The sequence below is a fragment of the Methylobacter sp. genome (assembly GCF_023227905.1).
GTDB lineage: Bacteria > Pseudomonadota > Gammaproteobacteria > Methylococcales > Methylomonadaceae > Methylobacter_A.
This window is the reverse complement of sequence record NZ_JALOCF010000028.1, coordinates 19,376-43,870: the sequence shown is the minus strand read 5'-3', so window position 1 is coordinate 43,870 and position 24,495 is coordinate 19,376. Positions and strand designations below refer to the sequence as shown.

32 protein-coding genes are annotated in these 24,495 nt (G+C 50.0%); 18 read left to right on the top strand and 14 right to left on the bottom strand.

Annotated features, from left to right (window positions below; translation table 11 throughout):
* Positions 1-91: 91 nt before the first annotated feature.
* Both M0R47_RS12430 and M0R47_RS12425 read right to left on the bottom strand, forming a co-directional pair.
* The gene (locus tag M0R47_RS12430; protein WP_366513212.1) at positions 92-319 is read right to left on the bottom strand and encodes a helix-turn-helix domain-containing protein; all 228 of its coding nucleotides are present in this window, start codon (positions 317-319) and stop codon (positions 92-94) included.
* A gap of 46 nt (positions 320-365) precedes the next feature.
* Entirely contained in the window at positions 366-680 is a 315-nt protein-coding gene (locus M0R47_RS12425) for a transcriptional regulator (protein ID WP_292555171.1), read from the bottom strand.
* A gap of 185 nt (positions 681-865) precedes the next feature.
* On the opposite strand from M0R47_RS12425, the gene nifE reads away from it, so the two are divergent.
* From nifE to M0R47_RS12350, 15 genes are all read left to right on the top strand, one after another.
* Positions 866-2,362, top strand: a complete 1,497-nt coding sequence (nifE, locus tag M0R47_RS12420) for a nitrogenase iron-molybdenum cofactor biosynthesis protein NifE (protein WP_292555168.1) — start codon at positions 866-868, stop codon at positions 2,360-2,362.
* Positions 2,355-3,764, top strand: coding sequence for a nitrogenase iron-molybdenum cofactor biosynthesis protein NifN (gene nifN / locus M0R47_RS12415; protein ID WP_292555165.1), 1,410 nt, complete (start codon positions 2,355-2,357; stop codon positions 3,762-3,764). The genes nifE and nifN overlap by 8 nt, the downstream gene beginning before the upstream one ends.
* Positions 3,765-3,808: 44 nt before the next feature.
* Positions 3,809-4,240, top strand: coding sequence for a nitrogen fixation protein NifX (gene nifX, locus M0R47_RS12410; protein ID WP_292555162.1), 432 nt, complete (start codon positions 3,809-3,811; stop codon positions 4,238-4,240).
* A gap of 230 nt (positions 4,241-4,470) precedes the next feature.
* Positions 4,471-4,944, top strand: coding sequence for a NifX-associated nitrogen fixation protein (locus M0R47_RS12405; protein WP_292555159.1), 474 nt, complete (start codon positions 4,471-4,473; stop codon positions 4,942-4,944).
* Between the two features lie 12 nt (positions 4,945-4,956).
* On the top strand, positions 4,957-5,169 hold the full coding sequence (locus tag M0R47_RS12400; protein ID WP_292555156.1) for a CCE_0567 family metalloprotein: 213 nt from the start codon (positions 4,957-4,959) through the stop codon (positions 5,167-5,169).
* Between the two features lie 14 nt (positions 5,170-5,183).
* Positions 5,184-5,501, top strand: a complete 318-nt coding sequence (fdxB, locus tag M0R47_RS12395) for a ferredoxin III, nif-specific (protein WP_292555154.1) — start codon at positions 5,184-5,186, stop codon at positions 5,499-5,501.
* Positions 5,502-5,999: 498 nt separating this feature from the next.
* Positions 6,000-6,323: a (2Fe-2S) ferredoxin domain-containing protein gene (locus M0R47_RS12390; protein ID WP_292555151.1), complete on the top strand. Its 324-nt coding sequence runs from the start codon at positions 6,000-6,002 to the stop codon at positions 6,321-6,323.
* Between the two features lie 14 nt (positions 6,324-6,337).
* Entirely contained in the window at positions 6,338-6,712 is a 375-nt protein-coding gene (locus M0R47_RS12385) for a hypothetical protein (RefSeq protein WP_292555148.1), read from the top strand.
* Positions 6,713-6,717: 5 nt separating this feature from the next.
* On the top strand, positions 6,718-7,686 hold the full coding sequence (locus M0R47_RS12380) for a DUF364 domain-containing protein (RefSeq protein WP_292555145.1): 969 nt from the start codon (positions 6,718-6,720) through the stop codon (positions 7,684-7,686).
* Positions 7,687-8,233: 547 nt separating this feature from the next.
* The gene (locus M0R47_RS12375) at positions 8,234-8,803 is read left to right on the top strand and encodes a hypothetical protein (RefSeq protein WP_292555142.1); all 570 of its coding nucleotides are present in this window, start codon (positions 8,234-8,236) and stop codon (positions 8,801-8,803) included.
* A gap of 420 nt (positions 8,804-9,223) precedes the next feature.
* The gene (locus M0R47_RS12370; RefSeq protein ID WP_292555139.1) at positions 9,224-9,532 is read left to right on the top strand and encodes a rhodanese-like domain-containing protein; all 309 of its coding nucleotides are present in this window, start codon (positions 9,224-9,226) and stop codon (positions 9,530-9,532) included.
* Positions 9,532-9,969: an ankyrin repeat domain-containing protein gene (locus M0R47_RS12365; RefSeq protein WP_292555136.1), complete on the top strand. Its 438-nt coding sequence runs from the start codon at positions 9,532-9,534 to the stop codon at positions 9,967-9,969. Before M0R47_RS12370 ends, M0R47_RS12365 begins: the two co-directional genes overlap by 1 nt.
* A gap of 14 nt (positions 9,970-9,983) precedes the next feature.
* Positions 9,984-10,697 (top strand): dinitrogenase iron-molybdenum cofactor biosynthesis protein, encoded by a 714-nt coding sequence (locus tag M0R47_RS12360; RefSeq protein WP_292555134.1) that lies wholly within the window; start codon positions 9,984-9,986, stop codon positions 10,695-10,697.
* Between the two features lie 228 nt (positions 10,698-10,925).
* Positions 10,926-11,342, top strand: coding sequence for a transcriptional regulator (locus M0R47_RS12355; protein WP_292555132.1), 417 nt, complete (start codon positions 10,926-10,928; stop codon positions 11,340-11,342).
* 97 nt (positions 11,343-11,439) lie between these two features.
* On the top strand, positions 11,440-11,751 hold the full coding sequence (locus M0R47_RS12350) for a hypothetical protein (protein ID WP_292555129.1): 312 nt from the start codon (positions 11,440-11,442) through the stop codon (positions 11,749-11,751).
* A 514-nt stretch (positions 11,752-12,265) separates the two neighbouring features.
* On the opposite strand, the gene M0R47_RS12345 is transcribed toward M0R47_RS12350, so the two are convergent.
* The 3 genes from M0R47_RS12345 to M0R47_RS12335 all read right to left on the bottom strand — a co-directional run bounded on the left by M0R47_RS12345 (position 12,266) and on the right by M0R47_RS12335 (position 13,914).
* Positions 12,266-12,667, bottom strand: coding sequence for a VOC family protein (locus M0R47_RS12345; protein WP_292555126.1), 402 nt, complete (start codon positions 12,665-12,667; stop codon positions 12,266-12,268).
* Positions 12,668-12,807: 140 nt separating this feature from the next.
* Positions 12,808-13,293: a VOC family protein gene (locus M0R47_RS12340; protein ID WP_292555123.1), complete on the bottom strand. Its 486-nt coding sequence runs from the start codon at positions 13,291-13,293 to the stop codon at positions 12,808-12,810.
* A gap of 138 nt (positions 13,294-13,431) precedes the next feature.
* Positions 13,432-13,914: a cupin domain-containing protein gene (locus tag M0R47_RS12335; protein WP_292555120.1), complete on the bottom strand. Its 483-nt coding sequence runs from the start codon at positions 13,912-13,914 to the stop codon at positions 13,432-13,434.
* A gap of 649 nt (positions 13,915-14,563) precedes the next feature.
* On the opposite strand from M0R47_RS12335, the gene M0R47_RS12330 reads away from it, so the two are divergent.
* The 3 genes from M0R47_RS12330 to M0R47_RS12320 all read left to right on the top strand — a co-directional run bounded on the left by M0R47_RS12330 (position 14,564) and on the right by M0R47_RS12320 (position 17,859).
* Positions 14,564-14,764 carry a hypothetical protein gene (locus M0R47_RS12330; RefSeq protein WP_292555117.1) on the top strand — a complete coding sequence of 67 codons (201 nt, stop codon included), beginning with the start codon at positions 14,564-14,566 and terminating at the stop codon, positions 14,762-14,764.
* A 796-nt stretch (positions 14,765-15,560) separates the two neighbouring features.
* Complete coding sequence (locus M0R47_RS12325; RefSeq protein WP_292555115.1) at positions 15,561-16,469, top strand: hypothetical protein; 909 nt, start codon at positions 15,561-15,563, stop codon at positions 16,467-16,469.
* Positions 16,470-17,127: 658 nt separating this feature from the next.
* Entirely contained in the window at positions 17,128-17,859 is a 732-nt protein-coding gene (locus M0R47_RS12320; RefSeq protein ID WP_292555112.1) for a DUF1566 domain-containing protein, read from the top strand.
* A 331-nt stretch (positions 17,860-18,190) separates the two neighbouring features.
* Here the strand turns inward: M0R47_RS12320 and M0R47_RS12315 are convergent, their stop codons facing one another.
* From M0R47_RS12315 to grxD, 9 genes are all read right to left on the bottom strand, one after another.
* Positions 18,191-18,829 (bottom strand): DUF2459 domain-containing protein, encoded by a 639-nt coding sequence (locus tag M0R47_RS12315; RefSeq protein WP_292555110.1) that lies wholly within the window; start codon positions 18,827-18,829, stop codon positions 18,191-18,193.
* Entirely contained in the window at positions 18,826-19,680 is an 855-nt protein-coding gene (locus M0R47_RS12310) for an alpha/beta fold hydrolase (protein WP_292555108.1), read from the bottom strand. Before M0R47_RS12310 ends, M0R47_RS12315 begins: the two co-directional genes overlap by 4 nt.
* A gap of 618 nt (positions 19,681-20,298) precedes the next feature.
* On the bottom strand, positions 20,299-20,574 hold the full coding sequence (locus M0R47_RS12305; RefSeq protein WP_292555105.1) for a hypothetical protein: 276 nt from the start codon (positions 20,572-20,574) through the stop codon (positions 20,299-20,301).
* A 228-nt stretch (positions 20,575-20,802) separates the two neighbouring features.
* Positions 20,803-21,414, bottom strand: coding sequence for a hypothetical protein (locus M0R47_RS12300; protein ID WP_292555103.1), 612 nt, complete (start codon positions 21,412-21,414; stop codon positions 20,803-20,805).
* A 308-nt stretch (positions 21,415-21,722) separates the two neighbouring features.
* Positions 21,723-22,019: a DUF6156 family protein gene (locus tag M0R47_RS12295; protein WP_292555100.1), complete on the bottom strand. Its 297-nt coding sequence runs from the start codon at positions 22,017-22,019 to the stop codon at positions 21,723-21,725.
* 10 nt (positions 22,020-22,029) lie between these two features.
* On the bottom strand, positions 22,030-22,329 hold the full coding sequence (locus tag M0R47_RS12290) for a hypothetical protein (protein WP_292555097.1): 300 nt from the start codon (positions 22,327-22,329) through the stop codon (positions 22,030-22,032).
* A 14-nt stretch (positions 22,330-22,343) separates the two neighbouring features.
* Positions 22,344-22,775 carry a SoxR reducing system RseC family protein gene (locus M0R47_RS12285; RefSeq protein ID WP_292555094.1) on the bottom strand — a complete coding sequence of 144 codons (432 nt, stop codon included), beginning with the start codon at positions 22,773-22,775 and terminating at the stop codon, positions 22,344-22,346.
* Positions 22,776-23,071: 296 nt separating this feature from the next.
* Positions 23,072-23,605, bottom strand: coding sequence for a flavodoxin (locus M0R47_RS12280; RefSeq protein WP_292555091.1), 534 nt, complete (start codon positions 23,603-23,605; stop codon positions 23,072-23,074).
* A 219-nt stretch (positions 23,606-23,824) separates the two neighbouring features.
* Positions 23,825-24,433, bottom strand: a complete 609-nt coding sequence (grxD, locus tag M0R47_RS12275; protein ID WP_292555089.1) for a Grx4 family monothiol glutaredoxin — start codon at positions 24,431-24,433, stop codon at positions 23,825-23,827.
* Between the last annotated feature and the right edge of the window lie 62 nt (positions 24,434-24,495).

Here is a 24,495-nt window from a genome sequence, read left to right as displayed (position 1 = left end):
CACTCTTTTTCAATCATGCCATAAATTCAAATTAGGTACACCAAACGCTCGGGACTGAGTTTTATCGGTCTATGGGTAATCACAATAAGCCTTAAGCCGCCAAATCCCGTAATGCCTCTGGATGCTGCTCGGCAATTCGCAGCAATGTTTTAGCCGCGCCGGAAGGTTCGCGGCGGCCTTGCTCCCAATCTTGCAAAGTACGGACTGAAACGCCTAGCAGTTTGGCAAATTGCACTTGCGATAAGCCGGTTTTGCTTCTCGCCGCGAGTACCCGTGACACTGGAACCGCCGTTTCTTTAGCACGCTGGTTTCCTTTCATTTCACGAACGGACTGCAACAGGTCTTCATAAAATTGTTCGGTTTCTTTATCCATTGTTGATTTCCTCTTTTAGCGCATTCAAAACTGCAACAGGAAGATTATCGAATTTAGCTTTGGCGTAAATAATCAGCAACCAAATCACCCCCTCTTCCAATCGATTGAAATAAATCACCCGCACACCGCCTCGCTTGCCCATACCCTGACGCGACCAACGTACTTTTCTCAACCCGGCCGTACCTGGAATAACATCGCCGGCTTCGGGATTGATGGCCAACCAATTAATAAACGCCTCACGCTCGGCATCCGACCATATATCGGCAGCATATTTTTGAAAAATGGGAGTTTCTATTACGGTGAACATAAAAACAAATCATACGGCAATGCCGTATTTTTGCAATATCATTCTGACTGCCTGTCATACCCCTCCAGCAGCTTTGTAAGCTTTCCTACAAAACCATACTCAACAAACCCCAATAATTTCAACATTATACAAAATGGCACAACGCTTGCTTTAGCTTAATCAAACAAAGCCATTTGGTCATAGTCATGAAATCAACTAAAGACATTGCCGCGCTGCTGGACGAACCTGCCTGTGAGCATAACAAGAAGGAAAAATCCGGTTGCGCCAAACCCAAGCCCGGCGCTTCGGCGGGCGGTTGCGCGTTTGACGGAGCGCAGATTGCGCTGTTGCCTATCGCCGATGTCGCCCATATTGTCCACGGCCCTATCGCTTGTGCGGGCAGTTCCTGGGATAACCGGGGCACGCGCTCTTCCGGCGCGGCTTTATACCGCATCGGTATGACCACCGATTTGACCGAGCAGGACATTGTGATGGGACGTTCGGAAAAACGTTTGTTTCATGCGATCAAGCAGGCGATCGACAGCTATCATCCGCCCGCCGTATTTATTTACAACACCTGCGTTCCGGCCTTGGTCGGCGACGATATTAACGCGGTCTGCAAATCCGCCGAAGAGCGCTGGGGCGTTCCGGTGGTGCCGATTGATTCAGCCGGATTTTACGGCACCAAGAATCTCGGTAACCGCATCGCCGGTGACGCGATGGTCAATCATGTGATCGGCACCCGCGCTCCCGATCCGTTACCGTTAACCGTACAACGCGCTGAAATCATCATCCATGACGTTAACCTGATCGGCGAATACAACATCGCCGGTGAATTCTGGCATGTGCTGCCGCTGTTCGATGAACTGGGTTTGCGCATCTTATGCACCTTGTCCGGCGATGCAAGGTTCCGCGAAGTGCAAACCATGCACAAAGCCGAAGTCAATATGATGGTGTGCTCCAAAGCGATGGTCAATGTCGCCCGCAAGTTACAGCAAAAGTACGGCACGCCCTGGTTTGAAGGCAGTTACTACGGCATTACCGACACCAGCCAATCGTTACGGGATTTTGCCAGAGTGCTTAACGATCCGGATTTAACGGAGCGTACCGAAGCACTGATCCTGCGCGAAGAAACCCGGATCAGGAAAGAGCTGGAGCCGTGGAAAGCGCGCCTGAAAGGCAAACGGGTATTGCTGTTTACCGGCGGCGTAAAAAGCTGGTCGGTGATTTCCGCGTTGCAGGATTTGGGCATGGTGGTCGTTGCGACCGGCACCAAGAAATCCACTGAAGAAGACAAAGCCAGAATCCGCGAATTGATGGGCGAAGATACGGTGATGATCGACGATGGCAGCCCCAGAGCCTTGCTGAAAATCGTCCATGATTACAAGGCCGACATCCTGATCGCCGGCGGCCGCAACATGTACACCGCGTTAAAAGCCAAGGTTCCGTTTTTGGATATTAACCAGGAACGCGAATTCGGTTATGAAGGCTACCAAGGCATGTTGGAACTAGTGCGCCAGCTGGCATTGACGATTGAAAGCCCGGTCTGGGAGGCGGTTAGAGCGCCTGCACCGTGGAAAGTCAAAAATAAGGAAAAAAGCTTATTTGAATCCCCTCATCCCAACCTTCTCCCTCAGGGAGAAGGAGCGCCCACTCTTAATTCAGCAGTATCAAATATTGACGAGGAGGCGAGCAATGGTTGACATCCTGAAAAGAAACAAAGCGCTATCGGTCAATCCGCTGAAAGCCAGCCAGCCGATTGGCGGCTCGCTGGCGACATTGGGCTTTAACCGTGCGATGCCGATGCTGCACGGCTCGCAAGGCTGCACCGCGTTTGCCAAAGTGTTTTTCGTGCGCCATTTCAGAGAGCCCATTCCATTGCAAAGCACGGCAATGGATCAAGGCAGTTCAGTGATGGGCGCGGACGAAAACGTTGTCGAAGGCATTAAGACCATTGCCGAAAAATCCCGCCCTGCCCTGATTACGATTTTGACGACCGGCCTGGCGGAAACGCAAGGCGCCGATGTGCACCGGAATGTCCGGGAATTCAGGGAAGCCAACCCGGAATTTGCCGATGTCGCCGTCGTCGCGGTCAATACGCCCGATTTTACCGGCAGTGTCGAGACCGGTTTTGCCGCGACGCTGACCGAAATCATTCGCGCCTTGTTGCCGGATGCCAAGGAAGCCGGAACTTACCCCGGAAAAAGAAAACGCCAGGTCAATGTTCTGGTTAATTACATGCTGACGCCCGGCGACCTGGAAGCGCTTCGGGATATTTTCGAACAATTCCAGCTCAGGCCGGTTTTCGTACCGGACATCTCCGATTCGTTGGATGGCTGTTTGACCGATGAAGATTTCAGCCCGGTGACTATCGGCGGCACCTTGATATCGGAAATGGCGACATTGGGAGATGCACTGGCAACCATCGTTATCGGCCCATCGCTAGCCAAAGCCGCGGAATTACTGGAACAAAAAACCGGCGTGCCGACCTATGCGCTTGATCATCTTTACGGCTTAAAAGCCAATGATGCGCTGATTTCCGCATTAGCCGAAATCAGCGGTCATGACGTGCCCGAGCGTATTGAACGGCAACGCTCGCAGTTGCAGGATGCGATGCTGGACACGCATTTTATGCTCGGCCAATTGCGTATCGCGATTGCGGCCGATGCGGATTTACTGAATGCGTTTGTCGATCAGGTTCAGGAAATGGGCGCGGAAGTCGTGGCCGCCGTCACATCCTGCAATGTTCCGTTGTTGTCGCGTATTTCCGTCGCCAGCATCAAAATCGGCGATCTTGAAGATATGGAACTGATCGGCAAAGCCAACAAGGTGCAACTGGTGATCGGCAATTCTCACGCCGTCGATACCGCCGAAAGGCTGGGTACGCCGATTTTAAGAGCCGGGTTTCCCTTGTACGACATCATCGGCGGCTATCAAAAAACCTGGATCGGCTATCGGGGTTCCCGGCAAACGCTGTTCGATTTAGCCAATTTGGTCATCAATTATTCGCATGAAGAAATCCCGGTCTACCGCTCGATATACGGCCAAAAACCGGCCAGTGAAATAACAGAGCTAAATTCAAGTAAAGCGCTGTCATGTCATTAACAAGACGTATGCATATAGTGCAAAGCACTGATGAGAGGAAGTTTATGGAAACCGCATTAAAAATAGCGTTTGCCACGACCGATATGGAAACGGTCAACCAACATTTCGGCTCGGCCAAGTCTTTCGCGATTTATGCGGTGAATATGGACGATGCGCAATTGCTGGAAGCCGCCCAGTTTGGCGAACTCCAGCAGGACGGTAATGAAGATAAATTGTCGGTCAAGATTGAATTGCTGAACGGCTGCGCGGCGGTGTATTGCCAAGCTGTCGGCGGCTCGGCCATTAACCAGCTGATCACCAAAGGCATACAGCCGGTCAAGGTGCATGAAGGCGGCAAGATTACTGATCTGATCGTTGACCTGCAAAATGAGATGAAAGCCGGTCCGTCCAGCTGGTTAGCAAAAGCGATTAATCAACACAAGAGTCCCGACCCCGAGCGCTTTAACCAGATGGAAGATGAAGGTTGGGATGAATGATATTGCCTCTTGTTTGTAGGAGCGGGCCATGCCCGCGATATTAACTTAATAAATGTCGTCAGCATCTCGCGGGCATGGCCCGCTCCTACGACACCATAGCGCTCGTTCTCAAGCTCTTGCTTGGGAACGAGCAAGTGTAGGGTACGCATCGCGTACCTTTCTATGACTATGACTTTGAAAATGGTACGCGATGCGTACCCTACTGCTTACTTTATATAACGGAGAAAAACATGGCCACCGCTGCATTAGTCGTACAAGAAGACGACGCCAACCTGAGTTCCGACATCGTCAAAGACATGATCAAGCAATTACGTGCAATCGATACTTACGATACCTATGAAGGCTGGTCGGAAGCCAAAATCATCGACCCGATTGTATTAACCAAGGATCGTAAAAAGAACATTCCGGTCATCGGCGACCCTGATGAAATCACCATTGCCCGGTTAAAAGCCTATTACAACTCACTCGCCACACTGATTGAGAAGAAATCCGGCCTGATGGCGGCGCCGATGGTTCATCTCAGCCACGAAGGTTTCGGCCGGGCGTTGATCATGGTCGGCAAACTGATTGTGGTCGATAAAATCCTGCGCGATACGCATCGTTTCGGTTTCTCAAGCTTGGAAGACCTACGCGAAAAAAGCGACCAAACCGTCGAAAAAGCGCTCGGCTTAATCGAAAAATACAATGCGGCGGCAACCGATTAAGGAGGCTGGATCATGTCCGAAGAACTAAAAAAACTGGAAAAACAAGTTAAAAAAACCAAGCGTCTGGCCAGCGAGCAGGCGATGGAATTGCATGACCTGATCGAAGACCGCCTGCCTGACGCTTATGGCGAACTGTTGGGCATTGCCCAGGCGACTTACGATGCCTGTAAAGCCTGGGATGAAGCCAACCAAAAACTAATCGCCGCTCAAAGCGATGCGGCCTGAGCAGGAGAATCACCATGTCTGATTTTGTAACCGGCGTGACCTTTGGCGGCACGGAGTGGACGCCCGCTTACGTCACCGACATCAATCAAAAAACCTGCATCGGTTGCGGACGCTGCTTTAAAGTCTGCCCGCGCGATGTGTTCGATTTGGTCGAAAAAGCCGATGTGCTTGATGCTGATTATTTTGATGATGATTACGGCGATTTCGAGGACGACGATGACAACAGCATGGTTATGAGCTTAAAGAACAAACTCGATTGTATCGGCTGCGAAGCGTGCTCCAAAGTATGTCCGAAAAGCTGTTTTACCCATGAACATAAACAAGCTGCGTAACAGGCGATTTGTCCACGAAAAGCACGAAAGACACGAAATAATTCACCACGAAGACACGAAGGACACGAAGAAAAACAATCGTTTTAATTCAATGCATTGAAAGCTTCGTGCTCTCGGCAACTGCTCCTGCGTTGCCTACATGGATGTAGGTACTTAGCGTGAGCAGGAGCGGAAGCTGCGCCTAAAGCGCCTACTGTTGGTGCTCTCGGCAATTGCTCCCTGCATTGCTCTACCTCCTCCATCCGTGGAGTCGTACCTCCTGCATGACCCACAGGGACGTGGGAAATGCAGATATTGCAGGAGCAAATATCTGTCCATGCAGTCGTTCGTGTCTTCGTGGTGAAAAATGTTTTTAGCGTAATTCGGATAATACTTTCACAGTCTCCGGAGCGTGGGAACTACCAAGAACTTCGTGTCCTTCGTGCCTTCGTGGTGAATCAAAAACTTTTGAATATTTTCGTAGATTGAACAATCTCTCTAGAATTAAGGAACAAAACCATGCCAAGACCCGAAAAACACGTATTCGTATGCACCCAAAACCGTCCGCAGGGTCATCCTCGCGGCTCCTGCGCCAGCAGCGGTTGCGCTGAAATCATGAATGAGTTCATGAATGAAATCCAAGCCCGCAACCTGTTCGAAAAAATCGCCCTGACCAACACCGGCTGCATGGGGCCTTGCATGATGGGGCCCAGCGTTCTGGTTTATCCCGACGGGGTTATGTACGGTAAGCTGAAGAAAGACGATGTTCTTACCATCATCGAGCAACATCTGCTCGGCGGCGAGCCGGTTGCCGAGCTAATGGTTCCTGCCGAAATTTGGTAGCGAGAGGAACTCTTATGGATTTGTCTGAGCACATCAAAACCAACCGCAACCTGGGTACGTCCATTTGCCAGAGGCTGACTGAAGAAATCAACGAGTTGGGCTTTACCTCGGCGGAACTTCAACGCTACCCGCATTACGATGAGGCCGTCTTTGTACTGGTCAAAGACCCTTATACAGGCGGACATAACTTGTCCGGCTACTGGTATGACGTCGCTCAAAAACAGCGTATCGGCAGGCTTCAGTTTAATAGCGACGGCACTTTTTATGCGGAATACGATGTCGTCAAGCCGCATCCGAGCAAGTCCAGCCGCTTTGTTGAAAGCGTTACAGCCTGGGGCAAAGCCGAACAGATTAAATCTGAAGCCAAGCTGCTGGAAATGCCTGCATAGCCGATATGGAAAATCCGGCGCGAATTTATGAGCTGTTGCTGGACTATACCGCCAGCGATACCCAAGTCACCGACTTAAACATCGGCCTGGTCTGGACGGTCTGTAAAGCGCAACATATCGGTTTGGCGATGAGCCCCGTCATACCCACCCGCACCCTGCCGTGGCCGGGCACTCTGGCCGGTAAAACATTATCGGAATTGGCCGGTGGAATTACCGATTGGGAGCCTTACAAAGCCACAGTAGCTATGGCGGCGATTAATTGCAGCTTGAATCGCTATGAACTGCCCTCCGGCATAACCCTGCTGCCTGCTGCCGACAGCGCCAATCTGGCGGTTTTCGAGCATTTCCTGCCCCGGCTGCAAGGCAAGAAAGTCGTCGTTGTCGGGCATTATCCGGGCATTGAACGCTATGTAGAACAATTCAATCTCAGCATCATCGAGCGGCAGCCCATGCCGGGCGACTATCCCGATCCCGCCTGCGAATTTTTACTGCCCGATGCCGACTGGGTATTTTTAACGGCCAGTTCGATTACCAATAAAACCTTCCCGCGCCTGGCCGAGCTTGCCCAGCACGCCACCACCGTCTTGATGGGGCCGACCGTGCCGTGGCTGCCTGAACTGCACGAGTTCGCAATCGATTATTTGGCCGGAATTGAAGTTGTCGATCCGGTAAAACTGTACCAAACGGCGGCAGAAGGCGGCGGCGTGCGCATCTTTGACCACGCGGTGCGTTACCGGATAGTCGACCTGACGCCCGGCAACAGCATGATGTGGCTGAAGAACCAGATAGCCCAGGATTACTCGGACAGGCAACAACTCACCCTGGCCATGGAGCAATGGTACAGCACAGGTCCCAAAGGCAGGTTTCCTGAATTGGTCCGGCTCAACCAGATAACGGCCAAACTTTCGCGCATGGACAGCAGTTATAAGCGGCTGTGGGATATGCATAGCGACGCGCTCCCCGAATCGAGTTAATGCAATTTTTCACCACGAAGACACGAACGACTGCACGGATGCAGGAGGTAGAGCACCAACAGTAGGCGCTTTAGGCGACGCAGGAGCAGTTGCCGAGGACACGAAGAAAATAATCTCATTCATTCAATAATTAAAAACTCCGTGTTCTCAGTGTCCTCCGTGGTCAATCTCTTAAACAAATACTTTCACAGTCTCTCCAGCTTGGGAATTCAGTGCGGGAAGCTCCAGCTTCCTATATTGCGAAGCTGCCACTGCATGGATGCAGAAGGTAGGGCAACGCAGGAGCGATTGCCGGGAGCTTCGCCTTCCTATTCCCAATCCAGGGATTGAGAACCAGCGATCTTCCTTTCAATAAAATGTAGGGTTCCCGACAATTTCTTACAAAATAAATTGGCGTTGTTGTCCTAACCATCAACAGCCACCCTGCCTAAACATCTCTATCCCACTGTTTTAAAAGAAAGATATAGCAACATTCCAATATGGCATAAACCCTGCTTTATTAGGGTTAATACGCAAACTTGCACTTTACCCATCTGGAGAAAAAACAATGCTACTCGAAACCTACCAAGCTAAAGGATTATTAACTGTCACGTTGGTCAACGGTCAAACCGGCACTGCGGGTGTTTATGCTTATCGCGGCGACCTGGTTATAAAAGAAGGATCGCTACGCGAAGGCTCGGCAACCGACCGCAAACCGCCCGAAGCTCTGCTGATCCATTCCGCCCTGATCGTTGAAAACGACAAGATTAAATTCATCAACGGCCTGTTGCCTACGCTCGATTTGCTCCCGGTCTTTGTTGAAAAATATAAAGCCGATATTGCAACGGACTGTATCGCTTTAATCTATGTGGAAAATATCGGTAAAGGCATGCAGGTTGAGCTGGAAGGCATTACCTATAAATTGATACCTTTCAAAGATGGCCTGGTTTGGAATGAACTGCTTGAAGAGCTGTATATTGAAAAAAGCGAACTAAAGAACCAATCTGCCGAAGATAAAGTCGCCATCGCCTATGCCGCTTCCCAATCATATAACCCCAAAACCCCGCTCGTTACATTGGCGGAAGCGGAAGAAAATACCATTGAGGTGATTAAAGATGCCGCAGTGGGCGCAATCTAGGATTCCTGTAACGCACCAAGTCAAAACACGCATGAGAATTAACAGCCGATTTTGGTGCAAATATCATGCAAATTGTTATTTAAACAGAGCCGGATCATAGCTATAACTGAGCATTAAATATTGGCATCATTAATGCTAGATAATGTATGTACTTAATAGTTTTATCGTCGTAGCCTCCTACCTAAGCGTTGTACCTTCTGCGCCCTATTTTCTCGACTAGGGCGCTTTTTTTTGCCTGATAATCTCGAAACTTCAGAAAACATGAGCCTTTTCAGGATTATGGCAAACAACTTGCTGGATTAATTTATATGGCATCTATATAGGCTTTAACGCCAAGAAACTAGGGTCGTTAACAGTCTGGTGATGCATCCATAGCAACAAAATGTTGGCTTTACTACAACCCTAATCATCAACACGACCATGAAATATAAAATTATCTCTGTTGCCGATTCTAAAACCCTGATTCAAGAATCCAAGCCTATGATCCTGGACTGTAGGGCTATCAAAGATTATAAGGCCGGTCATTTGCAAGACGCCCTGCATGTGCATGAAAGCCTGAAAGAGTCATTAGTCAAACGCGGCGACAAACAGCGCAGTTTATTGATTTATTGTTATTACGGTCATGCCAGCGAGCATCTTGCCGAATTTTTCCATGATTTCGGCTTTAAGGATGTCTACAGCCTGGAAGGCGGTTACTCAAGCTGGAAAGAACAGCATCAGGAAGCCTGATGAAGCCTGAAATACGGGATTGGTTACAAAATAACTATTTCTCTGTAGCCCGACCGGTTTTAAAGAACAGTGACGGCATTGAACCTTTGATTCTGGCAAGCCAACAGGGCCGTAGCGATGTGCTCCGCTTTTTGCTCGAACAGAATGCGGCGCTGGATGTGACTGATCAATACGGCAATAACGCATTGTGGGCCGCCTGTTATGCCGACAGCAGCGATTGCATTGCTGCACTGGTTGATGCCGGCATTGATATGAATCATCAAAACACCGCCTCCGGCGCGACTGCCCTGATTTTCGCGGCATCCAGCGGCAGGGAGAAAGTTGTCGAACAATTGTTGGCGGCCGGCGCTGATCCAGGCCTTAAAACGCACGACGATTTCACTGCGCTGGATTTAGCCTCCACCCGAAAAATACTCAAACTCATCCAAGCTTGTTAAATCAGGAGATTAAAATGGAAGCCTTGCCCCGTGAACTAGCCTTACGCATTGCCTTAGCATCACGCATCCTGCCCGGTATCGATATACCGAGGCTGCTGGAAATATTACACGAGCGCGTCGGCTCGCCGCTGGATGATGAAAAATTAAAATCCATCACCGTTACCAACCTTAAAACCGGCTTGGGCAGCCTGGATGGCGAAGAAGACGGCGAAGACATCGGCATCGGCCTTGCCAATATCAAACTGGCGGTGCGTTACCTGTGGGGCGACGAAGCCGAAGATGAAGACCTGCCGGAAATCATGCCTTATAAGGACGGCGACATGCCCGATTCGATCCGCGTTGCGATAGGTTCAAACAGCGGCGCGCTGATTAACGGCCATTTCGGCTCCTGCATCCGTTTTCTGGTTTACCAGTTGTCTCAGCACGATTACCGGCTGGTCGATATACGCTCAACCATTGAAGCCGACAGTGCCGAGGATAGAAACCTGTTCCGCGCCAATTTGATTAAAGACTGTCACGTCATGTTCGTGCAATCGATCGGCGGACCGGCTGCGGCCAAGGTGATACGCGCCGATATTTACCCGATCAAGATTCCTGATGTGACCGAAGCGGTTGATCAGTTAAAGGAATTTCAGAAAGTATTCGATGCGCCGCCGCCCTGGTTCGCCAAAGCCCTGGGGCGCTCGGCTGAGGAACGGGTCAGGTTTACTCATGACGCGGTTTGTTAAGGTAATGTCCCGTAAAGAATATAGCCTGTGTATCAAGTCTTTTATTCACCACGAAGACACGAAGAACACGAAGTTTATGTTTTTTCTTCGTGTCTCGGCAACTGCTCCTGCGTCGCCTAAAGCGCCTACTGTTGGTGCTCTACCTCCTGCATCCTTACAGTCGTTCGTGGTGAGAAAAATGCGTAATTGTCAGATGGACTTTCATGGAAATCACCTAAGGTCTTTAAAATGACAGATTGGACTAAAGACCGGGAAGCACAACTTGCCTATTCCTACGAACGTTTCGCACAAGCCAAGATCTTTGTGTTCCGTAAATGGTGCGAACAAGCCGCCGAGCGGGGCGCACTCGTTCCAACCGATCTTTCCGGATCGTGCAAATATGGCAGCCTGTTCATGAACCAGGTCTTCGGCGGGACAATCTGCGGCCACTATGAACATCAATACAACGTCATCGGCGGGCGAATCGTCGATCTCAGTCACGATGCCTTCGATGTCGGCAGACTCGCATCCCCCTATCTTCATGAACCCGACTTCTTCGCCATCCCGGAAAAGCAGGCCTCGCTGAACGGCTGCCTGCCCCGCGTCGAACACTGGGTCGCTCAATTCATGGCGGAGATTGCAGCCGCCAAAATCGATGCCTTTTAAAAACGGCGTGGCATTTTAATTGCTTATTAAAAACCTGAGTTCCCCATCCATCTGCTGTGGGTACTCGACATTTTCCAAATAATCGCGAGGTATTGATATGTTCGAAGTTACTCTGTTGTTTCTGGCAATGCTTTTAATCGCAGTATGCGCTTTTTTACCGTTCGGTAGCAGCACGTCGCCTTCTACCCAATCTCTCCAACAATCCGTCGCTCCCGGTGATTCCGGCTCGCACTCAGAACTGGGAATCCCCGAGGATTCGTCGCTCAAGCCGCATTTTCTGACGCATCTGCGCGCTGAAATCGAATCCGCGCTGTGGCCGCGCCCGACCGACTCCATCCTGCAGCGCCATTACGATGCTTTGGTCAGCGCAGAACTGGAGAACCGTCTGGCGGCAATGCCGGATTCATAACAATGGCTACCAAGCAGCAGACTAAGTCGCTAATGGTTTCGATGCTTGCATTTGGCTTATGCGGGCTTTCAGGCAATCGGTCGCTGTTTTTGTTGCATTTGTCGCCTAACCAACATTAGTTGATTTTTCTAATCCCCTTTTGTAATTATTGTTCCCTCAATTACAAAGGTTTCTTGGCCGACCTAATCCGGCGTAGTCTTGTACGTCGGGCAACCGCTGTAATCGTTGCCCGACATTACGGTATTGGATGAAGGAGCGGGATGACTAAACCGAAACTCCGTTGCGCTGTTTAATCAAAGGAGTATCAAGTATAAATAACGGTTCGACAATGCCACCCCGACTGGTAACAACCGGCCAAAAGCGGTCGGCCAATATATCAGGTCAATGACAGGTGAGAGCCAGAAAGCTGCCGCTCAACGTAGAGCTAACTGGGCACGGCACGGGAAACTGAAAAATAAAACCGGATTATAACCGCGCTCCGGTTGAGCATAATGTTAAACAGGTGACATGTTGGCTACATTGAATGAAGACCAATCATATTGCCCTCAGTGTCGTACACCAGCGAAATAAAGCCGTGTTCGCCGATGGACATTTTTTCTTTGAAAATACTGCCACCATTTTCGGTAGCACGGGCGGCTTCTACAGCACAGTCTTCACAGGCAAAATAAACTAACGTGCCACCACATCCAGAGGCAACACCTTCCATTTTCACCAACATTCCGCACGCGCCATAAGTGGTTTTAGCAGCGTCGTTGTCCGCAGGAAAGCTCCACATCTCCATATTCATGTCCTCAGTCGGAGCAGGCATTTTTTCCAGTTTAACTGCGAGTACGGCTTCATAGAATGCTTTGGCACGTTCCATGTTTTGTACGTAAATTTCAAACCAGACGACGGGATTACTTTGATTGCATTTCATGATGTTTCTCCTTTGGGTTGGTTGCGATAAAGCTTAACGTAAGGCCGATCAGCGGCCGGTCCGCTGCATTGGCGGGTTATGTCGTACCGCGCCGCCACGGAACGACTTCGATAGAAGGGCATGCACGCCTCCAAAATGCTTCAACTGCGGCGCGTCGCCTCGATTGCAGCGATGTCGATCTTTTTCATCTGCATCATCGCATCGAACGCGCGCTTGGCAGCAGCGGTATCGGGATCGGTAATTGCTTTCGTCAGAGCTAGCGGCGTAATCTGCCAGGACAGGCCCCATTTGTCCTTGCACCAGCCGCACGCACTCTCTTCGCCGCCGTTGCCGACGATGGCGTTCCAATAACGATCCGTTTCGGCCTGGTCAGCGGTGGCGACCTGAAACGAGAATGCCCAGTTGTGTTTGACCTCGGGTCCGCCATTGAGCCCGAGGCAGGGAATTCCCATCACGGTAAACTCGACTGTCAACACATCCCCTTTCTTCCCTGACGGAAAGTCCCCCGGTGCGAGGTGCACCGCACCAACGGATGAATCGGGAAAGGTCTTGGCGTAAAATCGCGCCGCGTCCTCGGCGTCGCGGTCGTACCAAAGGCAAATCGTGTTCTTTGCTTGCTTCACCATATCTATTCTCCATTGTGATAAGTCGTCTTGCGACATAACGTAAAGCTCAGCGGTGGAGTATTAGCGGAGTCCGCTGGAGCGCTGGGTTAAGCTTGATTTAAATTTTGCTGGGGTTCGCAAGTTCACACTACCTACGCCCTATTTCTTGTTACGGGGATCATCGGTAGGATTCGTATAAGTAATACCCCATGGCCCTGTGGCGATTAGCTCAATAACTGTTTCCTCATCAGTTGTCCAGACATAATGAGTGTGACCTGCGGGTAGCACAAAACTGGAACCTGCTTTAAGCATCTCACCCTTCTTCGTGTTGAATGTTTCACCGATGCCATTTCCTAATTTGCCGCTCAGGACTGTAATGACTTCTGTAAATGGGTGTATGTGGGGTGGAATCGGATAATTGGACGGAAATTTCAGCCAAGCGATAAAAACACCTGCCTTGTTTGGGTCACCGACTAGAACTACACTTTGGGCACCTTTAGGTAGTATCGGTTCGTCATTCCACTTAACCGTATCCGGCGTAAATGATTCCATGGTAACAGCGCCCATGCGATCGATTTTATCCTGAGCTAATGCAGAACCTGCGAAAGAAATAATAATTACAGCTATCAAAAAAATTCTCACCTAGTCTCTCCTTTTCTGTACAGCTCAGTGTATAGGGTTTTAGCTGAATCACCGCGTTGCGGTGAGGCTATATGTTGCACTATTCACAAACTAAACCGCAACCATCAACACTCATGCAAGCAAATCGAACTGACTGCTTTCACACCGAACGCTTAACAAGGAATTAAATAGTTAAGCGTATATCTACCGGCAAATGCTCTTCTACACGATAATTTCTTGATCAACATATGATTTTTCTTTCCGTATATCATCGGCGATAAGTAATGATGGCCAGTAATGATCAAATTGCTGCCATTGAATCAGCTGGAGCGATAGACCGCAATGGGGCGGACTCTGTCTTTCGCGGATGACGTAGCTCGGCCAAAACCAGGCAGTCAGTGAAAGATCGGTAAAACTTTACGAATTGTTTACATGCGCATAAAAGCCGCCGATTTTTGAGTTAGTAACTATTAGGTATCATTACATATTGTGTATTTAGCTCTGAATATGTAATGTTGAGCTGTGGGCGGGGTGATAGGTGAGCAATTTTTGACCTGATAATGTATGAACATTTTCGGCCGATTGCAGACCTGTATATCACTTTGTCCAGTCAAGCCCCCTTTGAGGAAAGGGAACAAAATATAATTAAATAAACTGCGAGGATTTTAAAATGGCTGAAGAACAAGAAAAAGACTACACATGGTATATCGCTGGCGTTGCTATTGTTGCTGTGATTGTTTTAGTTGTACTGCTTAAAAAGGACGAAACCAAGCATTTGCAAAGTGGTGCGGTAGAGCAGTTGCAATCTGAAACTTTTCAAAATTTAGAAAAGAGAAAAACCAGCAACGTTACTGGTACCGAAGGTAATTAAAATAACACCCCGTTATTTTCATAACGGGGGCGTTACTTTATGTTAATTTCCCTGCCGGTAAGTGCCCAGCGAGAAGTTCGTTTGCATTGTTAGCACAGCACAAGCTATTGATTTATTGTGTAGCTATAATCAACGAACTTCATGCGGATCACTGGGCGTCCAGCGCCGGCTTATCGTTCAATGGTGCTAACTCGGCTACCGTCTTTGCCCTTTCAAGTTATCCTCTGCCATTTTTGCCATTGCTCATTTTTTCGCTCGTTTGTTTTTACCTCATTGTCTCTCGTCTTTATACACATATATCTCCCGCAGGCAGGAGAATAAGCCTGCCCCCGCGTTAATCGCAGGACGCACGTGTCCAGCCTACATCCGAGGCTGTCATTCCAGCGCCTATACTAAAATAACGACGAGTGCGCTACTTGGGAACGCCATAGCGCAGCAGGATAGGTTTCACTGCGTGCTCTAACGAGTCGCTATCGCCCTATCCATCCTACCCGGCTTACTGCCTGAGCTTTATGCTGGTTCCCAATCTGGAGCGCAAACCAGCGTAACCGACCAAAACAGACGCTCTCTCAAAATAAGCATTAAAAACCCAATTAGTAAGAAGACCTTGCTGTTGATAGTGGGTGGGTTAAAATTAAGCAACCGCCAACCCTCTTAATGCTAATAGGCTGTTGAAAAAGCGCATCAGCAATGCCCCTGAAGTAAACAGCTCTTATGATTGAACTTACATATAAATGGCCTTTTTCAATACCCAGTTAAACCTTCCCGCCTGGTACCCGCATGGGAAGAGACGGTCATGAACAACGATAGGCGAACTCTCGAAGCCTTAAGTCTTATAACGTTTTTCGACGACCAATTAGATCACATGCAAAACCTTGTCAGCAGCCTGAGCAGCCATATTCACGACGTGGTGCCACTGGCGGCGGAAGACCGGCAGATCGTCGAAAGTTTCGTTGATGCGTCAAACAGTAAGATGCGAGCCGTACAAGGTTACGCCCATAAGTTAAGGGAACATGTGCGGGGACTGTACAACCATGTCCTTCAGGTCGCTAATGAGATTCCGCCACCCGTCGACTTGAACCTGAACGCATTTGGGACTGATCCACTCGTCAACGCCCTGTTCGTCAACAGCAACGACATCGACAAGCTGTTTAACACCACCCCCAGTCTGAATGTCTTTTTGCGCGCCCACAGTAAATATCAAGTCCCGGTATTGTATGCGTTGTTAACTGCCACCAAGAGTGAAAAGGAAACGCTGGGCATAGGTATGCAAGGCAATATGCTCATTCGTGAAGTTCCGCAACAGGCGGTCAATTTCGCTTCGCACAAAATCCATACTCCTTGCGCCAGCAGTGCAGAGCTAAGCACGGCACTAAAAAAGTATCTGTTTGATTACGCAGTGGCCCAGGTTAAGCAAGAGCTGACGCTGCGCATGAACGATCAAGCTTTCAAGACTGACGATGATTCATACGAGTCTAGAGTAAAGAGTCTGGCCAACCCGGATGTTTATCTGGACACCCTGATCGGATGCATCGAAAACCCGGCCAAGTTGTTGAGCATTAATAAAACCCATTTTAAGCTCAGCAAATTGGGCATCAAATTAGATGACGGCGACAGGCAGAACGCTAATGAGTTTGACCTCCATGAGCTCACCTGGAGCAACAATACCCGAAATGTGCTGTTACAAGTTACCCTCGCCCGCTAAGCCAAGTGTGTCGAAAGCGCCTGAGAAAATAGCTTGCCGTAGCCATAGTCGATAATCGCCGTCGTGGGGCATCCGGTGCTTATGATTGTTGCCCAACATGCGGATTGGCGTGGTTGCCAAATGCGGCCCACGTATCATGCCTTATTGGGCTCATGCTCCTCTAGCAAACAAAGCGGTTTTTAATCAGATTTATTTAATCTGCCACCCCATTCTCTATCGAGCATAAAAAATCCCCGTAGGGGAATCCAAGTGAGGGTCAGATTAGATCACAGCGAGTCATGGGTAGGGTAGAGGGCGCAGGCATGGCCTCTGCGGAAGTCTGATTAATTTGACCCGTTTGGGTCATGACTCTGACACATGGATTCTTTATCTTACAGGCTGTTATTATTACTAGATCTAGCGCTTACTATGCCAGTAGTTAAGGCTTAATTGATGTGGTTCTGACATTCACCACATCTTAAGGGCTTTACACTGCCGTGACCGAGAATCTACCACAATCTCTGAGCTTGAAATAATAAGTGTAAAGCGAGGAACTCGAGCAGTCGAGTAACTTGGAAGAAGGTGCATTGGAAATTTCTATTCACTGTTCTCGGGACGGCTGGTAGCCGCCGGCAGCCATACGAACAATCCGACTCCACTAATTTTAGAGGTAACAACTATGAAAAAAATGATTGCCAGACAACCGATTTTCCTGCTCGTACAGAGCGTCCTAGCCCTGGGCTTGATCAGCACAGCGGGGGCGGCTAATCCGGTGGTCCCACCCGCGGCCGGAGGGTTGCCGCGGTGTCAAGCGGATTTAAACCAGTGCAAAGCCGACTTGGCGAGCGCGGAAAAGTTCCCAGCGACCGGCCAAACGGAGTGCTGGAGCGCAGGTGGCTCCGGTCAGAGAATCAACTGCGCAGGCACGGGTCAGGACGGCGAAATTCAAGCCGGTGGCCTCCTGCACTACACCGATAATGGCGATACCATCACTGATGACAATACTAAGCTGGAGTGGGAAAAGAAGCTTAACTGGGATATGCTGGAAGATCCGACCAATGCACACGATGCGGACAACGCTTACACATGGGGCGATGCCTTTGATGTTTTCATCAAGGGCTTGAATACCGAGCCTTGCTATGCAGGACACTGTGACTGGCGGGTGCCGAATGTAAAGGAGTTGCAGAGTATTGTGGATTATGGCCGACTCAGCCCCGCAATCGATCCAATATTCGTGGTTCCGCCTCAACCTTTCGGGGTAATTTCTGGCGGGAATTGGTGGTCGTCTACGTCCGACTCCGAACGTAACTACTTGGCATGGCACGTCTCTTTTGACTTTGGAGCCGTAAACACCTCCCCTAAGACCAGCGAAGCCTTAGTACGGGCAGTGCGTGGCGGCTTGACGCATTGATCATTAAGTGATTGAGTCCCCGGCCTTTGATCTGGAAGGCCGAACATCCAGACTCGTTTACGCTTGAGGGCTTAAACAACCTCAATACCACGTGCACACCAGGCTCTTAATGACTGTAAACAGTACACTTTTCGGCACGTTCTTTTTAATGTTCAGATCGACTACCCCTTTAAATGTTATCTTTTTTAAACAAATTTGACTGTCTATAATGAGTCGAACCCTGTCGGTCAGTGTCTGACAGGGTAGTGACCACTTTTTCAATCTGTCGGAGTCGATGGTTTGAAGCGACTGCATCGGCTACCCAACGCTCACATTTTTGAACTAACGCTTATTATTGCACGGCGAATTGGCGAGCCTTTGCCATCAACTGATCCGCCGTGACCGGACGGAAAACGCCCATCGAATAGCCAGCCGCCTCCAGAGCGCGCGCCACCCAGCCATTGCAGGTGTTGTAAAGGTGAAATTCTCCTCGGGCGGGATAAAAACGGCTGCCCAGGCCGTACCCCGGCCCTATTGGTCTTGCTTTCGCTTCTCCGTTTCTGGCAAAGCTTTGGTGGATATAAGCCACAAGCCTGGCGAAGTTGTCTGGCGCCAGCTCAAGCCGGATGACTTCATAACCGGCAAACCGGTCTGCGACGGAGCCTTTAACGCCAACCACATGAAGTACGCTGGCAGTGGACCAGAAGGCGGCTTTCAGGGCCAGCCAAAGGCCGGGATCATCCGTCTGATAATAATCCCAGTCGCCCCAGCCCAGTTCCAGATAGTCTGCATCGGGAAAATCGCTGCTTTCCGGCCAAAGTCCGGTGGGGATGTCTGCCTTCCTGACGACTATACCGGCGTGCTTGCCGTGGTTGATCAAATAGATCGAGGTAAGAGGCTCATCCTCAGCGGAAAAAGAAGGAGCTTTCGCGCCCCCCGTACAAGAGGAGCATAGCAGCAAGCCAATCAGAAGCGCTGCGAAGGGGTTCATCGCACCAGAAAATCCGCGACAGACTGTAAGCGCCGTCGGCGGATGATCGGGTCGAGGTCCATCAACGGATGAGCGAACTCGGGCGATTTCAGCACCCGGCCGCCCCGCTGTTCCAGGATCTGGGACAGCTCCTCGATGTCTCCCGGCGGCACCACCCGATCTTTCAAGCCGATGATGAGCATCAGCCTGGCGCCGTCTTGCGGCAAGTTGCGTACCGGGTCGTAGTCTTCGGGACAGCCCAGACCGGAAATCCGGCTAGGGGGCGAGTCCAATACCAGCGCGTCATAGTCCTCGCTTGGGCCGATAGCATTAGTCAGGATAACGCCGCCCATGGACATGCCGTAGAGATAGCGCCGGCCATAGCCTTGGGCATTCAGGGCGGCAACGATTTCCCGGTAATCGGATACCATGGCCTTGAGCCGGCTCTTGCCTTCGGAAAGTCCGTAGCCGCGGTAATCGTACACGTAGACATCGAGCCCGTAATCCCGGAAGAAGCTCAGCACGCCCATGATCTGGTCGGCCAGCATGGCATTGCCTTGAGCCACCAGCAGATAACCTTGAGGATGGTCGGCGCGAAGCTTATAGCCGCCCAGTTCGCGGCCATCGCGGGTGGTAAACGACAGCCGCTCGATGTTGGGTATCGACCGGATGCGGCTTGCATCGGGCGCTCCGGCGGCCTGCCGGAATTGCCAGAAAGCCAACGGTTCACGCACGATACCGCAGACACTGTCTTCCAGATCGGATGTGGGGTTATTCGCATGGGCCATAGCGCAAGCCTCGATAGAAAGAATGATCATCACCCGTGCAAACCGGCGCAGGGCTGAAAGGCCGGTAATAACGGGACGATCCATGGTGGGATATGATTTTCGCTTCTGTGACCTCGCCGTTGAAATCTCAATGTACATGGTCACTCTCCAACAAGAAAGCGGTGCCGCATGAGTGTTGCTCAAGCCGTGCTGATCGGGCCCAGAGTCCAAGCGCTTCTAGAAATATGGGCTCCGGTCTTGCCATTACGCATTCGACACTGTAATGAGGTCAATGTGGAGCGTGGTTATACTACGGTTTTTCTTTTCAGCTTTCGGGGCCTACGCCGGGTTATCTTTTTGCTTTATTTTGGCTGAGTATATAGCTGAGAATCGGGTAAATTTGGAGCGGGAATGAAAAAGCCAAAACCTCCTTAAGCGACACTCAAAGCCGCGCATTCAATGAGCTGCCGTTGAACGATGCAGATCAGCCGACGCTTGGAGCACAAAGTTAGGCCGATGTTGGACTGTGAGAACTGACTTCATTTTCCACGTGATGCGTAGCCTCGAATTATGGAGCAAAGGCAGTGATGATCGGATCGTTTATGCAAGTGCCGCAGGCATAGATAATGATTCCATCACCCATACCCGGAACATGGACAGGACACGCGCACATAAGAGTCGAGCCAACACACCACGTTTCACATTGATTCGCGCGTTCGGCACTCAAAACGCCAGTGCTAGGCCGCTGAAGCCCGACCGACCGTAGGAGCCCGAGGCCAGCAGACGCTTCTGAGCAGCCGCAGTCTTTCGGTGCTTGAAGGTTGGATTTACAGTGCTTGCATAGAACAGCTTCAGGATTAATCGCCTCCTTGCAAAATGGGCATATGCCGCCGTGTTCCGGTCGCGCTGCTGCGATCCGTGACCCGCAATGCTTGCATTTGGTTGCTTCAGCCTTAACGTCCTCCTTGCAAAAAGGACACTGGTGGGTGCTGTTTTCATTCATAAGGTTTCTCCTTCCACATTGTTATTGGGCAGCATGCTAACCTGGCGGTCGTCAACACTGTGTGGGCATCTGCCTGCACCTAATTCACCTGCAAGTGAGCATGGGTATTTCACCGCTACAGCACCCGTATATCAAGGCGCTATCAGGAACATACATGACAGCCAGTACGGGATGAATCCAAGATCCGCCGCTCGATGGCGGATGAGTATCCTGACGACGTGCCATCAAACCAAATCAGGGCGAAGCCGAACGTTTGGGGCTGCGGCCACAATAACAACAGCCCTGCAGCAGGCATAGGCATTGTTCAAAGGGCACCGATATTCGTAATCATAGCCCCCGTAAATCCCGTTCCCACCGAGTAAGATGTGCAAGCGGCAGTTCCGACAAATTGTGTCTTGCACGGGATTGATTTGAATAATAGCTGCTCGCTTGAGCGAGAACGCAGCTCTTACAAGCTCTTCGCCATGCTCCTCGATGCCTTGTTGTATAAACTCGTACGTACTGTAGACGTGTCCGCATCGAGGACAATCCAAACTGTTAGCGTATCCATCGACCTCTATGTTGAAATCCGATTTAACCCTCGCAGCTTGTTCCGGCGAAATAGGCTTGAATCCAACGAGCTTGACGCGTTCCGGTGTCCAGTACCATCTTCTGATCGCCTCAAACACGGTCGGTTTACAGTAGAGTGTTGCCGTTCTGCCTTCCGTAATTGTCTTAATTGCCCATTCAATTATTGCAGAATCTTCTGAAGAAACGACAGTCTTGCCCTGATGGACAAGTGTTTGGATAGTGTCGAAATTAATGGGCGCCGCTTTCGATGAATTGTACGTTTCCATTTGGTGCACCTTTTTGGGTCTTGATGTAATTGACGCTATTTATGACGCTCTCACGGACTGTCCCTTCACCCCTCATCCGGCTGAAAGGGCAGCCTGAGTTGTAATGATCAGGCATAGCAGCGGTCAACTTGGCTCGTAACAACCAGACGTTAATCGGCACTGTAAGGATTTAAGGGGTAAATGTTAAAGATAAAATATAAGCAAAATATTGCTTGCGTCTGTACGCTGACACACAAATTGATTTTTGGTTCTTTGTCCGCTTGTGAGCTAAAGCAGCCTGTAAAAGCTGATTAGCAAATCTTGTCAGATCACATCATCTCGCCCGACTCATTAAAACGAATCTCCCTGATTTCATCATCCTCAGTTATCTGCGCCGATTTTAAAACGCCGCTCTCGTAATATTGGTATTGATGTTCCGATTCAACCTCGCCATAGACAATTTTCTGGCAAAGCTGCATTCTGTTCTGGGCATCAAAGCGGCTACGGTAATACGTGTTTCGGTTGTTTAAACTGTCTTCCGTGATTTCGTTGACCAGCTTTAGCGGAAGTTTGACTCCGCTGTAACTGACGAAATAGAGAAATCCGGCTGGTTGTTGTTGATTCATGGCTGCGGGTTTAAGAAAAAAGATGAATGGAGAGTATCTCTATGATTTGATCCAGGGTCAGGTTTTCATTTTCGCCGACGATATTGTGTGCAAAAATCGGATATTTCAGGTCTATGCCGTAACGCCCTGCGTTCTGTCCGAACGTGTAGATATAGGCGGAAATGTCCGGTTCGTTCACCGTGCATAAATCAATGGCCTGGAAATGCTGTACCTGATTGTTCAGCGCCAAGGTATTTTCGCCGTAACGGTGCACCAGTTCCAGCAACAGGAGCTTAAGCGGAATATCCTTATCAATAGCCCAAACATTCATACCGGCACTACAGGTTAAACCTTCCTGACTACGACAGGCCGGGCGTAACTCAGTATCAAAAAGCCTTGCGTCTTATTGATTAGCCACAGTGAAATCAAGAAACTCAGCATGGCGCTGCCGGCAATCCATAAATCCGCATGTTGCATGCTATCCAGCAGCCAATCGGCAACGCCCGCACCGGTAAACAGGGCGATTAACGGCACCAGATACAACAACAGGGATGCGCGAAGCAGCAGATTTTCATCAATTGCGACCATGACTTGATCCCCGGTTTTCAGTTGGATATCGCTATCCACCGGCACTGCTTTTTTCTTGAGAACGCTGCCGACTGCATTGGTGGAGCACGATGCTTTTTGCAGGCAACCGCCGCACGCGCTACTTTGTCCGCTTTCGACCCAGACTTGATGGTTTTCTATTTTTACCACTATCGCTGATTCTTCTATCATGCTGTAACCATTCAACTGATGAAACCGGAGTGCAGGCTTTGCCTGCAAGCGCAAGCACCAACAGTAGGCGCTTTACGACTGCAAGGATGCAGGAGGTAGGCAGAAAACCGCTCCTTGCGTAAGCTGCATTGACCTCCAGGGATGGAGGAAATGCCGCAAGATTGCCTGGAGCAATCGCGGCCGCCACATCCCTGTGGTTTAGCACCAACAGTAGGCGCTTTAGGCGATGCAGGAGCAGTTGCCGAGGAGCGAAAGCTGCGCCTGCAAGCGCAAGCGAAGCTTGCACTCCTAAAATATCAATCCCAAGCCTCTGCCAGCATTTTTAACCAGGCATCCAGTCTTGCCGGGGTAAGGTCTTTCTGGTTTTCCTGGTCCAAGGCCAAACCGACAAAGCGGCTATCGACGACTGCCCAGGAACTTTGAAAGTTGTAACCTTCGGTATCCCATGCGCCAATTTGGGTGGCGCCGCATTGCTTGAACTGCTCATACAGAAAAAACATGGCATCAACAAATTCTGTAGGATAGCTTTTTTGATTCCCCAACCCATAAACCGCTACCTTTTTACCGCTGAAATCCTGCCCTGCCAACTTCGGCAAGAATTCCTCCCAACTTGTCGTCGCGTTGCCGGTCGATAAGCCGGGCAATTGACCTTCGCCATAAGTGGGCGTACCTAAAATCAAGGTGTCATACGCCTGCAAATCCGCGACCTCGGCATTGCGAATATTCACCGGCTTGGCGGCAATAACTGAACCCAATGCCGTGGTAATATCTTTGGCAATACGCCGGGTATTGCCTGTGTCCGTGCCGAAAAAAACGCCTACTTTAGCCATGATGTCCTCGCTTAGCGGGTAAGCTTTTCTTTAATTAAGTAAAAAACTTTTCACCACGAACGACTGCATGGATGCAGGAGGTAGAGCAATGCAGGAGCAATTGCCGAGACACGAAGGACACGAAGTTTTATTTGTCCTTCGTGCCCTTCGTGTCGCCTAGAGGCGCCTACTTTTGGCTTCGTGGTGAAGATTTCCTATTCATTGCATAACATCAGTAATTTAATGCTGAATTTGCAACAGCCCGCCAGCCTTTTGTTTCTCCTGCCATTCATCCGGGGTGAACGCTTTAACGCTGACCGCATGAAGCTTGCCCGAAGCCAAAGGCTCTTTTAACGTTGCCAGAACCAACTGCTGTTTTTTTACTATCGATAAATCGTTAAACTGCGAGCTGACCACGGTGATTGTTAAATCGCAACCCTCCCCTTCGACCATCACTTTGGCATCGTCGATTCCCTGCTGCACCAGTTGCATAACCTCGCTAACGCTTAATGCGTCGTTTGCAGTTTCCGTTTTTTTCGGCGCGGCGCTTTTTAACAAGGGTAATAAACTGCCGTTGTTGGACATTTCTTCAATGATGTCGCAACCGCCCACCAGTTCTGCGTTAACAAACAGCTGGGGATAGGTCGGCCAGTGGGAAATGCTCGGCAACTTTTCACGGATAAATGGCGCTTCCAGTACGTTCACGTAAGCGTAAGGGATATGGGTCGCATTGAGCAAACCTACCGCTTTGGCTGAAAAGCCGCATTGCGGATTGGCCGGTACGCCTTTCATGTAAATGATGATCGGCTGGGCTGCCAGTTGAGCGTGGATTTTGTCTTCGGTTTTCATAAGGTTCTCGGTTTTGTTAATTAATTCACCACGAAGGCACGAAGGGCACGAAGAAAACAAGA

Coding starts and splice junctions, on each gene's coding strand:
- M0R47_RS12340 (WP_292555123.1), bottom strand. CDS start 13,293: ATGGTGAAGCAAGCAAAGAACACGATTTGCCTTTGGTACGACCGCGAC.
- M0R47_RS12350 (WP_292555129.1), top strand. CDS start 11,440: ATGTTCGAAGTTACTCTGTTGTTTCTGGCAATGCTTTTAATCGCAGTA.
- M0R47_RS12300 (WP_292555103.1), bottom strand. CDS start 21,414: ATGGAAACGTACAATTCATCGAAAGCGGCGCCCATTAATTTCGACACT.
- grxD (WP_292555089.1), bottom strand. CDS start 24,433: ATGAAAACCGAAGACAAAATCCACGCTCAACTGGCAGCCCAGCCGATC.
- M0R47_RS12320 (WP_292555112.1), top strand. CDS start 17,128: ATGAAAAAAATGATTGCCAGACAACCGATTTTCCTGCTCGTACAGAGC.
- M0R47_RS12365 (WP_292555136.1), top strand. CDS start 9,532: ATGAAGCCTGAAATACGGGATTGGTTACAAAATAACTATTTCTCTGTA.
- fdxB (WP_292555154.1), top strand. CDS start 5,184: ATGTCTGATTTTGTAACCGGCGTGACCTTTGGCGGCACGGAGTGGACG.
- M0R47_RS12400 (WP_292555156.1), top strand. CDS start 4,957: ATGTCCGAAGAACTAAAAAAACTGGAAAAACAAGTTAAAAAAACCAAG.
- M0R47_RS12390 (WP_292555151.1), top strand. CDS start 6,000: ATGCCAAGACCCGAAAAACACGTATTCGTATGCACCCAAAACCGTCCG.
- M0R47_RS12430 (WP_366513212.1), bottom strand. CDS start 319: ATGAAAGGAAACCAGCGTGCTAAAGAAACGGCGGTTCCAGTGTCACGG.
- M0R47_RS12315 (WP_292555110.1), bottom strand. CDS start 18,829: ATGAACCCCTTCGCAGCGCTTCTGATTGGCTTGCTGCTATGCTCCTCT.
- M0R47_RS12310 (WP_292555108.1), bottom strand. CDS start 19,680: ATGGATCGTCCCGTTATTACCGGCCTTTCAGCCCTGCGCCGGTTTGCA.
- M0R47_RS12305 (WP_292555105.1), bottom strand. CDS start 20,574: ATGAAAACAGCACCCACCAGTGTCCTTTTTGCAAGGAGGACGTTAAGG.
- M0R47_RS12330 (WP_292555117.1), top strand. CDS start 14,564: ATGGCTGAAGAACAAGAAAAAGACTACACATGGTATATCGCTGGCGTT.
- nifE (WP_292555168.1), top strand. CDS start 866: ATGAAATCAACTAAAGACATTGCCGCGCTGCTGGACGAACCTGCCTGT.
- M0R47_RS12295 (WP_292555100.1), bottom strand. CDS start 22,019: ATGAATCAACAACAACCAGCCGGATTTCTCTATTTCGTCAGTTACAGC.
- M0R47_RS12375 (WP_292555142.1), top strand. CDS start 8,234: ATGCTACTCGAAACCTACCAAGCTAAAGGATTATTAACTGTCACGTTG.
- M0R47_RS12280 (WP_292555091.1), bottom strand. CDS start 23,605: ATGGCTAAAGTAGGCGTTTTTTTCGGCACGGACACAGGCAATACCCGG.
- M0R47_RS12370 (WP_292555139.1), top strand. CDS start 9,224: ATGAAATATAAAATTATCTCTGTTGCCGATTCTAAAACCCTGATTCAA.
- M0R47_RS12325 (WP_292555115.1), top strand. CDS start 15,561: ATGAACAACGATAGGCGAACTCTCGAAGCCTTAAGTCTTATAACGTTT.
- M0R47_RS12360 (WP_292555134.1), top strand. CDS start 9,984: ATGGAAGCCTTGCCCCGTGAACTAGCCTTACGCATTGCCTTAGCATCA.
- M0R47_RS12355 (WP_292555132.1), top strand. CDS start 10,926: ATGACAGATTGGACTAAAGACCGGGAAGCACAACTTGCCTATTCCTAC.
- M0R47_RS12285 (WP_292555094.1), bottom strand. CDS start 22,775: ATGATAGAAGAATCAGCGATAGTGGTAAAAATAGAAAACCATCAAGTC.
- M0R47_RS12290 (WP_292555097.1), bottom strand. CDS start 22,329: ATGAATGTTTGGGCTATTGATAAGGATATTCCGCTTAAGCTCCTGTTG.
- M0R47_RS12405 (WP_292555159.1), top strand. CDS start 4,471: ATGGCCACCGCTGCATTAGTCGTACAAGAAGACGACGCCAACCTGAGT.
- M0R47_RS12385 (WP_292555148.1), top strand. CDS start 6,338: ATGGATTTGTCTGAGCACATCAAAACCAACCGCAACCTGGGTACGTCC.
- M0R47_RS12380 (WP_292555145.1), top strand. CDS start 6,718: ATGGAAAATCCGGCGCGAATTTATGAGCTGTTGCTGGACTATACCGCC.
- nifN (WP_292555165.1), top strand. CDS start 2,355: ATGGTTGACATCCTGAAAAGAAACAAAGCGCTATCGGTCAATCCGCTG.
- M0R47_RS12345 (WP_292555126.1), bottom strand. CDS start 12,667: ATGAAATGCAATCAAAGTAATCCCGTCGTCTGGTTTGAAATTTACGTA.
- nifX (WP_292555162.1), top strand. CDS start 3,809: ATGGAAACCGCATTAAAAATAGCGTTTGCCACGACCGATATGGAAACG.
- M0R47_RS12425 (WP_292555171.1), bottom strand. CDS start 680: ATGTTCACCGTAATAGAAACTCCCATTTTTCAAAAATATGCTGCCGAT.